Source organism: Paenibacillus paridis, from assembly GCF_006345825.1.
Taxonomy (GTDB): Bacteria; Bacillota; Bacilli; order Paenibacillales; family Paenibacillaceae; genus Pristimantibacillus; species Pristimantibacillus paridis.
Genome location: NZ_VCIX01000080.1, coordinates 16,864 through 31,081, shown reverse-complemented (window position 1 = coordinate 31,081; position 14,218 = coordinate 16,864). Strand labels below are relative to the sequence as shown.

General features: G+C 46.7%; 17 protein-coding genes. 15 read left to right on the top strand and 2 right to left on the bottom strand.

The genetic code is table 11. The features are described from left to right. The first annotated feature begins 9 nt into the window (after nucleotides 1-9). The 3 genes from FJQ58_RS09430 to FJQ58_RS09420 all read left to right on the top strand — a co-directional run bounded on the left by FJQ58_RS09430 (nucleotide 10) and on the right by FJQ58_RS09420 (nucleotide 2,875). The gene (locus FJQ58_RS09430; protein ID WP_139992658.1) at nucleotides 10-1,059 is read left to right on the top strand and encodes a GerAB/ArcD/ProY family transporter; all 1,050 of its coding nucleotides are present in this window, start codon (nucleotides 10-12) and stop codon (nucleotides 1,057-1,059) included. Between the two features lie 193 nt (nucleotides 1,060-1,252). Continuing rightward, complete coding sequence (locus tag FJQ58_RS09425) at nucleotides 1,253-1,495, top strand: YolD-like family protein (protein WP_139992656.1); 243 nt, start codon at nucleotides 1,253-1,255, stop codon at nucleotides 1,493-1,495. Nucleotides 1,496-1,642: 147 nt separating this feature from the next. Continuing rightward, nucleotides 1,643-2,875, top strand: a complete 1,233-nt coding sequence (locus FJQ58_RS09420; RefSeq protein ID WP_139992654.1) for an aminopeptidase — start codon at nucleotides 1,643-1,645, stop codon at nucleotides 2,873-2,875. A gap of 646 nt (nucleotides 2,876-3,521) precedes the next feature. Here the strand turns inward: FJQ58_RS09420 and FJQ58_RS09415 are convergent. Further along, complete coding sequence (locus FJQ58_RS09415; RefSeq protein ID WP_139992652.1) at nucleotides 3,522-3,932, bottom strand: ImmA/IrrE family metallo-endopeptidase; 411 nt, start codon at nucleotides 3,930-3,932, stop codon at nucleotides 3,522-3,524. Nucleotides 3,933-3,940: 8 nt separating this feature from the next. Then, nucleotides 3,941-4,366, bottom strand: coding sequence for a helix-turn-helix domain-containing protein (locus tag FJQ58_RS09410; protein WP_139992650.1), 426 nt, complete (start codon nucleotides 4,364-4,366; stop codon nucleotides 3,941-3,943). A 254-nt stretch (nucleotides 4,367-4,620) separates the two neighbouring features. Between FJQ58_RS09410 and FJQ58_RS09405 the strand changes: the two genes are divergently transcribed. From FJQ58_RS09405 to FJQ58_RS09350, 12 genes are all read left to right on the top strand, one after another. Then, entirely contained in the window at nucleotides 4,621-5,241 is a 621-nt protein-coding gene (locus tag FJQ58_RS09405) for an ECF-type sigma factor (protein ID WP_139992648.1), read from the top strand. A 216-nt stretch (nucleotides 5,242-5,457) separates the two neighbouring features. After that, nucleotides 5,458-5,646, top strand: a complete 189-nt coding sequence (locus FJQ58_RS09400) for a hypothetical protein (protein WP_139992646.1) — start codon at nucleotides 5,458-5,460, stop codon at nucleotides 5,644-5,646. Between the two features lie 3 nt (nucleotides 5,647-5,649). Next, complete coding sequence (locus FJQ58_RS09395) at nucleotides 5,650-6,966, top strand: phage tail sheath family protein (RefSeq protein ID WP_139992644.1); 1,317 nt, start codon at nucleotides 5,650-5,652, stop codon at nucleotides 6,964-6,966. Between the two features lies 1 nt (nucleotide 6,967). Beyond that, nucleotides 6,968-7,432 carry a phage tail tube protein gene (locus tag FJQ58_RS09390; RefSeq protein ID WP_139992642.1) on the top strand — a complete coding sequence of 155 codons (465 nt, stop codon included), beginning with the start codon at nucleotides 6,968-6,970 and terminating at the stop codon, nucleotides 7,430-7,432. A 31-nt stretch (nucleotides 7,433-7,463) separates the two neighbouring features. Then, on the top strand, nucleotides 7,464-7,886 hold the full coding sequence (locus FJQ58_RS09385) for a phage tail assembly chaperone (protein WP_139992640.1): 423 nt from the start codon (nucleotides 7,464-7,466) through the stop codon (nucleotides 7,884-7,886). 229 nt (nucleotides 7,887-8,115) lie between these two features. Next, nucleotides 8,116-10,437: a phage tail family protein gene (locus tag FJQ58_RS09380; protein ID WP_139992638.1), complete on the top strand. Its 2,322-nt coding sequence runs from the start codon at nucleotides 8,116-8,118 to the stop codon at nucleotides 10,435-10,437. Then, the gene (locus FJQ58_RS09375) at nucleotides 10,434-11,099 is read left to right on the top strand and encodes a LysM peptidoglycan-binding domain-containing protein (protein WP_139992636.1); all 666 of its coding nucleotides are present in this window, start codon (nucleotides 10,434-10,436) and stop codon (nucleotides 11,097-11,099) included. Before FJQ58_RS09380 ends, FJQ58_RS09375 begins: the two co-directional genes overlap by 4 nt. Before the next feature lie 4 nt (nucleotides 11,100-11,103). Then, nucleotides 11,104-12,072, top strand: coding sequence for an XkdQ/YqbQ family protein (locus tag FJQ58_RS09370; RefSeq protein WP_139992634.1), 969 nt, complete (start codon nucleotides 11,104-11,106; stop codon nucleotides 12,070-12,072). Continuing rightward, nucleotides 12,072-12,374: a DUF2577 domain-containing protein gene (locus FJQ58_RS09365; protein ID WP_202915241.1), complete on the top strand. Its 303-nt coding sequence runs from the start codon at nucleotides 12,072-12,074 to the stop codon at nucleotides 12,372-12,374. Before FJQ58_RS09370 ends, FJQ58_RS09365 begins: the two co-directional genes overlap by 1 nt. Next, complete coding sequence (locus tag FJQ58_RS09360; protein WP_139992632.1) at nucleotides 12,371-12,772, top strand: DUF2634 domain-containing protein; 402 nt, start codon at nucleotides 12,371-12,373, stop codon at nucleotides 12,770-12,772. Before FJQ58_RS09365 ends, FJQ58_RS09360 begins: the two co-directional genes overlap by 4 nt. Beyond that, nucleotides 12,765-13,802 (top strand): baseplate J/gp47 family protein, encoded by a 1,038-nt coding sequence (locus FJQ58_RS09355; protein WP_139992630.1) that lies wholly within the window; start codon nucleotides 12,765-12,767, stop codon nucleotides 13,800-13,802. The genes FJQ58_RS09360 and FJQ58_RS09355 overlap by 8 nt, the downstream gene beginning before the upstream one ends. Before the next feature lie 3 nt (nucleotides 13,803-13,805). Further along, nucleotides 13,806-14,207: a phosphoglucomutase gene (locus FJQ58_RS09350; RefSeq protein WP_139992628.1), complete on the top strand. Its 402-nt coding sequence runs from the start codon at nucleotides 13,806-13,808 to the stop codon at nucleotides 14,205-14,207. Nucleotides 14,208-14,218 lie beyond the last annotated feature (11 nt).

The following is a 14,218-nucleotide window of genomic DNA, read 5'->3' as shown; positions in this document are numbered from 1 at the left end:
GAATGTATTATGAGCAAGAGCATTTCAAAAGATAACGGTAAAATCTCGGCCAGACAATTTATGATCCTCATCATTTTATGTACAATCGGCGATTCCATCCTGATCCTTCCGACGATTATAGCGGCAGCCTCCAAGCAGGATGCATGGATCACGATGTTGATCAGTATGGCTATGGGAATTGGTGTAGGTGCGCTTTACGGTTGGCTTGCGATGAGAATGCAGGGGACCAATCTGATCGCTTTCGTACAGCAATCGCTGGGGAATGCAGTTGGCAGCCTGGTGAGCATCGTATTCATTGTGTACTTTGTTTATCTTCATATCACGCTGACTAGCGAAATGAGCCAGTTTATGACCACGCAGTTAATGCCTGAAACGCCGAACAACGCGATTTTTATCCTATTCATTTCGGTCGTCATTATCGCATACCGGTTAGGCGTTGAAGCCTTTGCCCGCATGGGCGAGCTGCTTTTTCCATTCTTTATGCTGTTGTTTATATTCATGGTTGTGCTTCTGATTCCCCAGGTTGAAGTAGACAAGCTGCAGCCGATAATGGCTAACGGGATGCTGCCGATTATAAAAGGGGTCCCTACCGCTTTTGCAATCCCGTTTACGGAGCTGATTGTCATTCTGATGCTAGTCCCTCATCTATCGGGAGAAAAGAAACCGCTTAAGCCGTTCCTTATTGGCACTAGCATAGGGGGACTATTTTTATTCATAACGGTGCTGATATGCTTACTCGTGCTCGGTGCGAATCTGATGGAAACAAAATATTACCCTACCTTTATTCTTGCCCAGAAGATTACGGTGGGTAATTTTCTCGAACGGATGGAGGCGATCCTCACCTTTATGTGGATCATTACGGTATATTTTAAAACGCTGCTGATCTTTTTTGCCCTAACGAAGAGCCTGGAGCAATTGTTTCGGTTGAAAGAAAGCAAGATGCTTACGGTTCCGCTCGCGATGATTTTATTGGTAGGCTCGGTGGTTAGCACGCCTAATATCGTCATATATAATGAGATGATCAAGCACTACTGGTCAATGTTTGATTTGACGGTTTGACTTCTGCTGCCTATGTTATTGTTAGGCTGGTCCTATGTACGTCGAAAACGCAGCTAACAGACTCCTTGGCATCATGGTATAATAGAGTTATTCGTGTAACTTAGATAGATAGGGATGGGGTCTCCTCGGAGCGGAGGGGCCCTTTTTTTATGGAGTATTCGGGTTGCCATATATCGTGCAGGAGGGGAATAGGATGGCAAAAGGACCGAAACGGCCAACGAGAGATGAGTTTGAGCTTGAAGAGCTGGGCGAGCGATTGGTGGAGGCCAAGCAGGAAAAAACGGAGCTGCTGATCACGGTTTGGGCAGCGGAAGAGCAGGTAAGAGGCGTGATTACTGTGCTCGATTCCAGAACGAAAAAGGTTCATGTGGAGTATATGGGGAGCGTAACGAAGATCCCTTTTCTGGATATTATGAAGGTAGAAAACCCCTATTAATCCATCGTTTGGATCAAAGCCTTCTTCCGTTTGAACGTTGAGCGGACGGGGGCTTTTTTGGATATGAGGTTCGTTTGAGCTAAGCGAGCAGGAGCATTATAATGAAATAAGCAACGAATATAAAAAAATGGAGGCGAATTTACATATATGTATCCTACACAGCAGCAATTAGAAAACTATGCATCGCTTGCGGTGAATGTCGGCGTTTCGGTACAGAAAGGACAGACCGTCGTTGTAATGGCGCCAATTAGTTCTGCACCACTTGTAAGGCTAATTGCTTTGAAGGCATATGAGGCCGGTGCCAAAAACGTGCATGTGGAGTATAACGACGAGGAGCTCTCGCTCATTAAATACAAAAATGCACCGGAGGAAGCTTTCACCGAATATCCGATGTGGCGCGCCCAGGCATGGGAGCAATTCGTAGAACAGGGCGCAGCGTTTATTCAAATTTACTCTCCTAACCCTGATTTGCTGAACGGCGTAGATCCGGCTCGGGTGGCTACGGCATCCAAGGTCGCTTCTACTGCGCTTAGCGGATACCGTGGATCATTAATGAACCACACGAATGCATGGACTCTTATCTCCTATGCCACACCGGAATGGGCAGCAAAGGTATTTCCAGAGGTTTCGGCAGAAGAAGCGGTGCAGAAGCTTTGGGAGCGAATCATTGACGCTACCCGGATCGGATTGGAGCATCCGATACAGGCATGGAAAGAACATAATGCGAAGCTGCTTCAAATGGTCGAGCTGCTCAATGGCAAGCGCTACAAGCAGTTAAAGTATACAGCGCAAGGAACAGACCTCACGATTGAGCTGCCGGAGAATCATATTTGGCTCGGCGGCGCTAAAGCAAATTCGAAGGGTGTATTGTTTAATCCCAACATGCCCACGGAGGAGGTATTTACGATGCCTCTGAAGGATGGAGTGAACGGAACCGTTCGCAGCACCAAGCCATTAAATTATAACGGCCAGGTGATTAACGGCTTCTCCTTGACCTTTAAGGACGGGAAAGTCGTCGATTATTTCGCGGAACAGGGTTACGAGGCCCTTTCGAATTTGCTCAACACGGATGATGGCGCGCGGCAATTAGGGGAAGTAGCATTAGTTCCGCATGACTCCCCCATCTCCAACTCTAATGTGACTTTCTTTAATACGTTGTATGACGAGAATGCCTCCTGTCACTTGGCTCTAGGCCAAGCATACCCGGTGAATCTCAAGGGAGGTACGGGAATGTCGCCAGAGGAATTGCTTTCCCATGGCGCGAATAGAAGCCTCGTCCATGAGGATTTTATGATCGGATCGCCGGACATGAGCATTGACGGCATCACCCCGGATGGCAAGAGTGAGGCTATCTTCCGCAGCGGCAATTGGGCAATTTAGGCTGCTGCAGTCTTCCATGAATAGATAATAAGCCCGGATTCCTGAGCAGCAATTGCTCTGGAGTCCGGGCTTTTTTGCTTTTAGCGGATCATTTGTCTTATGCGGAGAAATAAGAGGTCAGGTTTTCCGCCGAGAGCAATGATTGTTTAAGGGATCATTCAAACAAACTTTTTTATAAAATAGATGGAATTATTCCCGCTAAAATAGCGTTTTTAGCAGTGGACATAGAATAGAAGGAATTTATCCCGTTAATTTGATAGAATCAGCCGGTTTCTAACCAAATTCCTGAAATTAGCAGGGAAAATTCCTTTTAAATGCTAAAAACTACCGATTTTTCCGTAAATAGAAGGATAATTTCCATCTAAATCATCGTATTGAGCAATCAAAAATATTCAGATTAGGAAGGAGAGAGTTTGGGTGAAATGAGACAATTGAAAACCTTTGCCCGACCTATTCATCGGTTGCTAGTGATGCTATAAAAGAACGGGAAGGTAAACAGCTAGTACTTAATGATATGTCATGATTAAACATATCAACCTACTAAGGTCGTTTAACGATGCTCGATTAACCGATAAAGTAAGCTAAAAAAAGCAAGGAACGCTCATGGCGAACCTGACTTTTTTATTGTGAAACGACTGCCAGCATCTCAAAAATAAAACTTTTGCATCTCCGCAGGCACGCCGTTGCGCGTGAGCAGCTGCTCCAGCGTCTCGCTGCGAGCAGGGGCATCGCCTGCCGTTAACAGGCGAACGGCAAATTTGCTCGCTTGCCGCTCATACTTTCCCACATTAAAGAACGATTGTTCATCCATCCAAAAACGGTTGAATCCAGGATGCAATCGATCATGTCCGAGCTCATGAGCGCAGACGAACCGCCGCCAGTTGTCTGGCAGCGTCTCATGGATGACGATAAATCGCCTTCGCAGCTTTTTGAAGTAAAGTCCGCGCGTGCCTTCGCCGAGATCCGCATACCGGATATGGATGCCAAGGCCTTCTGCAATGGTGAAAGGATCATTGGTTTTGTATTTGCGGATGAGCTTCAAAATCATTTTATCCATAGCAGCACCTACCCTTTGGCATCATCAGGAGTCGCATCCTTCGGCTCGGTATTTTTTTTGTGCTTATTCATTTGCTTAGCTTCCCAGAACAGGCCTGTCAATACGTCCATCACTCTTTGGCGATCGGCTCCGCTCATCGGTACGCCGTCAAACATAATTTCCCCGTCTTCCTCCAGCAGCTTCTTAAAATCCCGTTTATCCTTATACGTCGCCCAATCGGGTATTGTTGCCGTAGAAACCTCGCGTCCGAGCAAATAATCTGTGGTCGTATTTAGAATATCGGCCATTTTTTGCAGATCTTCGCTGGTTGGCGTTACCCGGTCATTCTCGATATGCCCGAAATTTGACCGGCCCATCTCAAGCTTAGAGGCGACGTCCTGCTGCGTTAACCCGCGCTCTATCCTCAGCTGCTTTATTCTTGTTCCTAATGACATTATAAATACCCTCCATTTTTAGTATTGGTATTTAAAATACTTGACGGTAATTAAAATACCGAATACAATGAGATTCATCAGACGAACAGTATCACTATTTATCAGTAAAGTTGATTCGCTATTTTAGATACTTCAAAGCTAGTATATTTTTGTTCGAGAGTATTGTCAATACCGAGAACTCCATTATATTTTTTTGATTAGAACGGTATTTTAAATACTCAACCTTAAATCATAACCAACAGGAGGGTATTGCGATGAAAGAGGAACAGCATATTATTGACCAATTAACAGCTTATAAACGGTTAAAGGCGAGAAAGAAACAGCTTGAGGGAATTTCAGTAGGGCCTGGAGTTAGATTAAGCACCATGTCCGAGGATGATCATTTGCAGGAGCTGCACCGGGAGCTGCGCAAGCTGCCCTCATCGATGTACTTAGATGAACAAGAGCAGCGAATCGAAGCAGCTGCACACGCCAACCTGTCCAAATATCCGCTTGGAACGAGGGCGCAGCTCAGCGAGGTCATCAAAAGCCGGGCAGCGGCAAGCCCGGAGGATGAACGTCTGCTGCGAGAGCTGGAGCAAAAGATAGAAAAAGTGCTTGAAGCCCGTACCGGCTCCAGAGGCTACGAAGGCTACATGGGCGTGATCGATAAAATTAGCGAGCTTCAGGATATCGAGAAGCAGCTGCAAACCGTTGACCAAGCGCTGGAGGCGCTAGAAGCCTATGAGCCCGATTATGCGAGGCTGCTGAGACTGCGCTTTATAGAAGGAAAGCCTACAGAGTTTGTTGCTTCGGAGCTTGGAATCGTCGATCGGACGTTTCGAAGATGGAAGCAAAAGGCGCTTGCGGAAGTTGTCCGCTTTCTGTCCGCCTAATGTCCGTTTTTGCTCAAATAACCGTGATATTATGATATTGTGCAAGAGATCATAACCGGGGACGAGCGGTGGACTATACCGAACGTCCCTTTTGTTTTGCCAAGGAAAGGAGGTGGTTGTGATGTAGGTGCTGAGGTGAAAGTGCGCAGGCGGCAAGGCTGATCGCCAGGCGGGTTAGCCGCTTCAAACGAAGAAGGAAGCCGGAGGATGGATGGGATGAAGCAGAAAGCATGGCAGAATGCTGGGAAAGAGGCAGGCTTCAGCAAGCAGCAATTGCTCGCAGCGAGGCGGTATACGCCAGCACAGAAGGATGTGCTCTCAGCGGTATTGGATGAGCAAGACAGATGCACTCATGAACAAGCGTTATCTCGGATAACAGCCTATTTGAAAAAGGAGGTCATGTAGAACATGGCAGGAGGAACTTATACATCACAAAATAAGGTGCGTCCAGGCGTATATATTAATCTGGTAGGCGAAAAACAAACGGTGGGCAGCATCGGCGAGCGCGGAACGGTGGCAGCGGCGCTGACCTTGAATTGGGGAAAATCAAAATCAGTGATCGCGATTCAGGCGGGCGATGATCTTAGCGGTTTGCTCGGCTATGAAGTGAGCACACCGGAGCTCTTGCTGGTGCGTGAAGCGCTCAAGAAAGCCAAAACCTTGCTTCTATATCGTCTTAATGAAGGGACGAAGGCAGCAGCAACCATTGGCGGCCTGACGCTTACAGCCAAATATGGCGGCGTTCGAGGCAATGATATCAAGGTTGCCGTGAAGCAAAACGTTGACGACGTTGAGCTGTTCGATGTCATCACTTATGTTGCTGATGCAGAGGTAGATACGCAGTCGGTAGCTGCTATAGCAGCACTGAGCGGTAATGCTTATGTTGATTTTGGCGGTACAGGGGTATTGACTGCAGCAGCAGGCGTTCCCCTTGCAGGCGGCGCTAACGGTACGGTGACGAATCAGGACCACACCGATTATTTGACTCAGATCGAGCTGCAGGATTTTAACACGGTTGCGCTTGTATCCGGAGATGCTTCGCTAAAGGCGGTCTATGCTGCCTTTGCTCGCCGCTTGCGCGAGGAGGAAGGCCGAAAAATTCAGGTTGTGCTTGCGAACTATCCGTCTGCGGACCATGAGGGCGTCATTAGCGTCAAAAACGGTGTGAAACTGCAGGACGGTACCGTTATCGATGCACAAAAAGCGACCGTATGGGTGGCCGCTGCTACGGCGGGCGCAGCGATCAATCAATCGCTGACGTACGAGGCTTATGAGGAGGCAGTCGATGCCGATGTTCGTTATACGAATTCGCAGACGGTTGCGGCGCTGCAGGCTGGTGAGCTTCTGTTTACCGTTAGCGGCGGACGAGTCATTGTCGAGCAGGATATTAACACGTTTACCGGCTATACGCTCGAAAAAGGAAAGGCCTTCTCGAAAAATCGGGTCATTCGCGTGTTGGACGGCATTGCTAATGACTTCAAACGAATTTTCGAAACCTTTTATATCGGCAAAGTGGATAATAACGCTGATGGCCGCAGTCTATTCCGCAATGAGTGCACGAAGTATTTGAATAGTATTCAGGCGCTTGGCGCGATTCAAAATTTCGACTCGCAGGCGGATTTGTCGGTGCTTGCCGGCACGGATTCCGATAGCCTTGTGATTGACGTTCATATTCAACCAGTAGATAGCGTAGAAAAAGTATACATGAAAGTGACGGTGAAGTAATATGGCATTTTTGAACGCAGGAGATACGATTTCGGGCCGCGAAGGCCGGGCTTTTACGGTAATTAACAACTCGCAGGAAGAAATGTTTTACGTGAAGACGCTGGAAGCCAGCATCGAGAAGCAAAAGGCGGAAATCAAGACGCTTGGCCACCGGGGCTTGCAGCACAAAGCAACAGGCTGGTCAGGTACAGGGACGATGACCATCTATTATGTAACGACGAAATTCCGCCAAATGATGCTCGATTACGTGAAAACCGGCGTGGATGCTTATTTTGACATCGTCATTATGAACGAGGATTCCTCCTCTGCGACAGGCAAGCAAACGGTTGTCCTGAATAAGGTCAACTTGAACAAGGTCATCATCGGCAAGCTGGATACCGAGAGCGAAGCGCTTGAGGAAGAGATCGAGTTTACCTTTGAGGGCGTAGATATTCAGGACCACTTTACAGCGCTTTCGTTGGGCTAATTTAACATAGATTGAAATGGAGGCTTTATCAATGGGTGATTTAAGCGTATTTTTTGCACAAAATGCGGCAGTCGAGTCGACGCAGCCGTTTATCGTATCCGATCGGTTCAAGGACGCCGAAGGACAAGCCGTGGCTTGGGAGCTGCGCAGCATGACTGAGGCTGAGAACGAGGAATGCCGCAAGTCCTCCACCCGCAAGGTGAAAGGGAAAAACGGCGTTTTCGTACCGGAAACCAATACCGATGAATACCTCGCCAAGCTCGTCGTGAGCAGCATTCAGTTTCCTAACTTGAAGGATGCCGATTTGCAAAAATCGTACGGCACATTAGGCGCCGAAAACCTGCTGCGCAAAATGCTGCTGCCGGGCGAGTATGCGTCCCTCGTTCAGCGCGTACAGGAAATTAACGGCTTCAACCAAAGCCTGAACGATCTGGCTGAAGAAGTAAAAAACTAATTAAAGAGGGCGACGGGGAAGCGAATTACGCTTACTACGCCCTCCACGAGCTCGGCATACTGCCGCATGTGCTGATGGCCATGACCAAGCGCGAAAAAGCGGCTATCTACGCGATGATCGATGTTCGCATCGAGAACGAGAAGAAGCAGCGCGCCAAAGCAAAACGAAAATAAGGACGGGCAGCGCTCCCATGAGGGGGCGCTCTTGCCCGTGTGAAGGGGGTGGGAAGATGGCGAGTGCGAATGTTGCTGCTGGAGGATTTAATAATGTCACTAGAGCAGTGAAACTAATGACTGCTACTATGAATAAGTCCATATCCGTTTTTAAAAGTTTTAATAATCAAATGAATGACAGTAATTCTGTTGCAAGAGCTTTTATGGATACCAGGCAGCAACTTTTATCAATCAATGCTGCTTTAAGCAAAACAAATTCAGCAATTGATAACACAGCAGGTGCGTTAGAAAATTTAGAAGATAACATCGAAAGTTTATCTAAGATGATACAATCTATTTCTGCTAAGCCTAACCAGTCAAGGTCTAGCTCTAACAGTCCTTTTTTTGGAACCCAAATTTTAAAAGTAGAACCTGCAGTTTACGAATCATTTTCTAAGTTTACTTCTCAAGAAAATCAAATATCAAATGTGGAACAACCGGCTAAGGCTGCGGTCGCTGCACCAACAGCAATGACATTAAATAATGGTAAATCATCTATTGACGCTTTAAAACAGCAGTTTACTGATCTTAAAAAAGAGCCGGTTAAAACAATCATAGATCTATCATTGCGAAATGCGGTTGAAGAGCAACAGATTAAAGGTATGCTTATCAACCAAACTGGCAGTAAGAACGAAGGCGGTGCGTTATTTAACGCTTTAAGCACTCAAGCACTGGAAGCGGGTATGGCTCTAAGTGAAGCTGCTAAGGGAGCTATAATTTTAAAAGGCGCAACAAGTAATGCCAAACAAATAAGCGAGCTTTCTGCGTTATCTATTCAGCTCGCGACTCTTGATCCGGCCGAGAGAGGGAATGAAGCCGCTTCTCGAGCTGTAATGACAGCTGCTCAAGGAGATAGTTCTTCATTAGCGAAACAATACAATATTTCTCCAGATCTAGTTCAATCTGCTAATTTAGAAGCTCTTGGGAAATCAGGAGATATGAACGGTTTCATTTCTGCTTTAGATACGGTGTTGGAAAAAGCTGATATGGGAAAAGAATCCATGAAGCAAATGATGGATACACCGGTTAAGCAGGCTCAAATGCTTGAGCAAAATATTGCTTCATCTTTTGCAGGTGCTGGTACTGGAGCCGTAACAGCTTTTATGGAGCCGCTTCAGTTACTGAATGACTTTTTTGGATCTGATGTTTTTCAACCATTTTTTGATTCTCTAGGAAATGTATTAACCTGGGTGGCTGGTTTACTAGCTTGGATTGCAAGTGCTGCTACTTGGTTGGGTTTAGTAATTTCAGTAGGGTGGCCAGTAATTGAGCCTATAATTTGGGGAATAGTTGCAGGCATAACCGCCTGGCATGCGATAATTGGACTTCTCGCTGCCAGAACAGCTATCATAGCGGCTTATATGTCTCTTATGGTGGCGCTGTCTACCTCAGGAACAGTAGCTTTTGCTTTACTAACTCTAGTTACTAGCGGTCTTTCTGCTGCTTGGGCAACGCTGAATGCTACGATGAAGAGAAATGTAATTATATTTATTATTTCTTTAATTGTTGCTCTAATTGTTTTCATAATAGCGTTATGGCAAAAGAATGATGCTTTTGCTGCAGGATTTTTGAGAGCATGGAACTCTATCTTTAACTTTTTAGATCGTTTACCTGCATATTTTTGGCAGCTGGCCGAATGGATGTATTCTCCGTTATTTTGGTGGGCAAAAAAGATAGGTTTTATCTATGATGCAGTGATTAATGGAATTATTGAAGGAATTAATAAAGTTTTAGGTATCATAAATAAGGTCACTGGTAAGAGTTATGAAATAACAGCTAGATTCAATATGGATAATATTATTGATGATACTCTCGATTTTATGAAAGCCAAGAAAGAAGACGCCTATGCAAGAGCATCGAAAAATGCTGCAGAAAGAGAGCAAAGTGTTAATGATTTTATTAAAAATCGTACAAAAGAGGATACGCAAGAAGAATTCGAACCAACACCAAAATTTGATCCCAATGCAATAGCTAAAGAGTGGGGGAACTCTCCTGATCTTAATGAAATTATGAATGGCAGTAACAATAGCATGAGTAGTGGAAGCCGAATGACCTCGCCTGCACAAACAGGCTTCCAGAGTGTAGCTCCAGACATCAACCGAGTAAATGAGGTAGGCTCCATTAACGAAACCGTCGATATATCCAGTGAGGACCTAAAGACGATGCGGGAGCTTGCGGAGATGAAGAACATTCAGAATTTCGTCTCACTGCAGCCAACGGTTAGTGTGCAAACTGGCGATATCAATAACGGCTATGATATTGATACTATTATTGGACGGATTGAGCGTTCTCTTAATGAGGAGATTGCGATGTCTGCGGAAAGGACATACAACGTATGATTACGAATCGCAATCATGAACACAACATATGGCTGAGCTACGGCAATCAGAAGCAAAACCTTCATTTGCCCGTCAATCCGCCGGAAATTAAGCTCGGCGATGCTGCAGGCGGCAAAACGTACGAGGTATCCGGTCTGGGCGAAATCAATGTCATTCAAAGCCCAAAGCTTACCAATATTTCATTTGACTGCTTTTTTCCTGCGGAGGCCTATCCGTTCTTAGTTAGTAAAACGTGGATTGACCCTGCCTTTTATGTCATCGTCATTAAGGGTTGGATGGAGAAAAAGTATCCCATTCGCTTTATTTACACGGGACCGACATTCGATATCAATTTGCCGATGAGCATTGAAAAATTCGAATGGAAAGAAGCCGCTGGCTCCGGAGACATCGAATACAGCATTTCGCTAAAAGAATTTGCTTTCTACGGCGCGAGGCCAGTCATTATTAAAAATGATAAAGCCAGCGTGAAGCCACAGGCTCGTCCTTCCGACAAAACAACGCCCAAGACCTACAAGCTAGTCGCTGGAGATTCCCTTATCAAAGTGGCTAGGGTCCAGCTCGGCAATGAAGGGCGCTGGAAAGAAATTCAGAAGCTGAACGGCATTAAGGATTCGCAGTTGAAGAAGCTGCCGATTGGAATGCTGCTCAAGCTGCCGGGGTGAAAACATGCTGGAAATTTTAATTGATAACCGAAACGGCAAGGTGTGGAATATAACGAGTCTGGTCCCGTCCCTCACATACAAGACAAAACGGATCGGATCTGCATCTAGTCTTGATCTGACGTTTATTAGAGGAAGCTTGTTCCAGAGCGCTTCGTTTGAAGTGAACAACGGCGATGTCATCACGGTGCGTAATGATAATCTTGATATCTTTTATGGCTATGTATTTGAAATCAGCTCTGGCAAGGACGAGAGCGTGTCGATTAAAGCCTATGATCAGATTCGTTACCTGCTTATGAACGACACTTATGTGTTTAAAGACGTCACCGCTTCGCAGATTGTGAAGCAAATCGCGGATGATTTTGAGCTGAAGACGGGGCTGCTTGCCGATACGGAATATAAAATTCCGAAGATGGTGGAGGACAACCAGAAGCTGCTGGATATCATTTGCAAGGCACTGGATTTGACGCTTATTCATAAAGGCGGGAATTTTATGCTCTTGGATGATTTTGGCAAGATTTCCGTTCGGAACATTCAGGATATGAAGGTCGATTTTGTTATTGGGGATTATAGCCTTCTGTACGATTATGGTTTAAAGCGTTCGATTGACGGGGACACGTATAACAAAATTAAAATTTATCAGGACAATAAGGAAACAGGCAAACGCGATATTCATATCGAGCAGGATAGTGCGAATATGGCGAAGTGGGGGCGGCTGCAGCTGTACAAGCAGGCAGACGAGAAAATGAATGAGGCGCAGATCAGGGAGCAGCTCAGTCAGCTCATGACTTTGAAAAACCGGGAGAGCCGAAGCATCAGCATTGACGCGATTGGCGACTTGCGGGTCAGGGCGGGCAGCTACGTTCCGGTCATTATTAAAGAATTGGATATCAATCAATATTTTCTCGTGGACGAGTGTACGCATAAGTTTGATGCGGATTCGCACACGATGAAGCTGGAATTGAGGGTGATTTAATGGCATTGTTGGACTCAATTAAAAAAGCAGGCGCTGCGGCTCATGCCGCTGGCAACCCGATGGCCGTCATGATCGGAAAAGTAACGAAGATTAATCCTCTGGAGCTAAACGTGGATCAACGTTTTACCTTGACGGAGGATTTTTTGATTGTGCCGGAAAGCTTGACGCGGTTTGAAGCGGTGCTGCCCTCCTCGGAGAAGCTGCTTATTCGGAGCGGCCTTGAAGCGGGAGATGCCGTACTTATGCTTCGCGTGCAAGGCGGGCAGCAATTCGTGGTGCTGGATAAGGTGGTCAAGCCATGATTCCTCAAGGGGCAAGACTGACAGAGAACGTGGAGAATGAAGGCACGGAGACAAGCGTCACCTACAAGCTCGATATGATCAACAACCGGATTGTAGGCAAAACCGATAGTCTAGATGCGGTTAAACAAGCCGTATTTAAAATTTTACAGACGGAGCGCTTCGATTTTTTTATTTACAGCGCGGATTATGGAGCTGAGCTGCAGGGCTTGGTTGGCGAGGCTCCTTCCTTCGTTCGCTCCGAGCTGGAGCGCAGAATCCGGGAGGCTTTGATGCAGGATGACCGCATAAGCGCCGTGACTGATTTTCAATTTGAGGTCACGAATGATTTTGCGACCATCCAATTTACCGTCGTATCGGAATTCGGCAGTTTTGGAGAGGAGGTAATGGAACGTGTATGAACAGATGACCTATAGTTATTTGCTGCAGCAGATGCTGGACCGGGTAGCTGGCGATGTGGACAAGCGAGAGGGGAGCATCATTTACGATGCGCTGGCCCCGGCAGCCGCAGAGCTGTCAGAGCTGTATGCCCAGCTCGACGTGAATTTGAATCTCGCGTTTGCTGACACCTCGAGCGGAGAATATCTGACTAGGCGAACCTCAGATTTCGGTATCAACAGGCAGGCGGCTACGCGAGCAAAGCGGCTTGGCAAGTTTTATGGCTCTGGCGAAACGGCTGTGGATGTCCCCATTGGCAGCCGATATTCGGTTAGCATGGTTAATTTTGTCGTCAAAGAACGGCTAAGCGCCGGTTCTTTTATACTCGAAAGCGAGTTGGAAGGCGAAGCCGGGAATCAGCAGTTCGGCGACATGCTCCCAATTGATTATGTCCCTTCGCTTGCGCGTGCCGAGCTGGTTGATGTGCTGGTGCCCGGCGAGGACGAAGAATCGGATGATCAGCTTCGTCGGCGTTTTTTGGCAGAGGTGCAAAATCCGGGTACAAGCGGCAATGTGTCCGATTATATGAAATGGACGACGTCGGTTGCTGGTGTGGGAGGGGCGAGGGTGCTTCCTTTATGGGATGGCCCTGGTACCGTAAAAGTCGTCATTGTAAATGCCGACAAGCAGCCAGCTAGCGAATTGCTACAGCAAGAAGTACTGGCGTATTTAAACGAGCAACGGCCAATTGGAGCAGATGTTTCGGTTGTTTCTGCTATCAGTTTGCCAATTGCAGCAGCCGCGAGCGTTACCCTCGCTGCGGGCTATACGATCCAGCAGGTCAAAGCCGCTTTCACCGCTGCGGTCAGCGCTTATTTGGAGGAAACGGCGTTTCAAATTATTTATGTAAGCATCGCCAAGCTTGGAACTTTACTTCTAGGCATTCCTGGGGTAATTGATTACGCCGGGCTTTTGCTAAATGGCGGGACTGCCAACATTGAGCTCGATATTGATGAAGTGCCCGTTGCAGGGCTTGTGGAATTGGAGGTGTAGCGAATGCCATACCCTGACGAGCTGGATCGTTTTACGGAAAAACTGAACAAGAAGGATAACAATGAGCTATACGTTATCGAAGAAAAGCTTGCTGTCATGAGCGGCGTATTCGAGGGCGAGCTGGCCCATGACGATATTCGGAAGGAAAGCATCCAAATCTATACGGGAGTGGGCCTAAGCGGGGAAAGAGTAGTAAATTATTTTTTGTCTTCCTCGCTAGAAACCCCATGGAAGCTTAGCTTAAAGCTTTTTTCACAGGTGAATGAGGTTTTCGTCACTTATGAAACGCCTGGCGACCGGGTGGAAGCCGGGGATATCAACGTATTGCAGAGAAGCATTGAGGCCATTCAAATGGAAGTGGAACGTTACAAAACGAATGGAAACATCGATGGAGGAACATTTTAGGGGAGGCTTAT